The organism is Bartonella sp. TT119HLJHH, assembly GCF_042193385.1.
Classification (GTDB): Bacteria; Pseudomonadota; Alphaproteobacteria; order Rhizobiales; family Rhizobiaceae; genus Bartonella.
In genome coordinates, this window is the sequence record NZ_JBHILS010000143.1 from 1 (window position 1) to 587 (window position 587).

Annotated in this window: 1 pseudogene; it reads left to right on the forward strand. The window is 40.7% G+C overall.

Going from position 1 to position 587, the window contains the following annotated elements:
- A pseudogene (locus tag ACFIJL_RS09830) lies at positions 1-587 on the forward strand (hypothetical protein); the annotation flags it as partial.

Below are 587 nucleotides of genomic sequence, written 5' to 3' on the forward strand. Positions count from 1 at the left end.
CCAGAATTCAAGGTTGCACAATTCAATTCTGATGGTAGTTCGTCAGAAAAGAAGATCTATCATGATGTAGCAGGAGCTTTTGATGGTGTCAGTGATGGTATGACGAGTATCAACGAGCGTATTCATGATGTTGAGAAGAATGTGGCGAGCAATGGTTTGAATTGGAATGAAGAAGAAGGCGCGTATGATGCGAAGCATGATGGTAAGTCGAGTAAAATTACGAATGTACTGGATGGTAAGATAGAAGAAGGCTCGCAAGAAGTTGTTAATGGTGGTCAGCTTTGGAGCACGAATGAGAGAGTAAAAGAGGTTGAAGACAAAGTAGATACGATAGATCAACATGTGAAAGATATTGAAGTAGCCGTAACAGATGGCGTTGTTAACTATGACAAAGATAGTGATGGGAAAAAGACCAATAGCATTACGTTAGTAGGAGGCAATGACAGTGAACCTGTTATGATAGACAATGTAGCGGCAGGCAAGATTGAAGCAGGTTCTCAGCAAGCTGTTAATGGTGGTCAGTTGCATGATTATACTGAAGAGCAGATGAAGATAGTTCTTGAAGATGCCAATAAGTATACGGATGA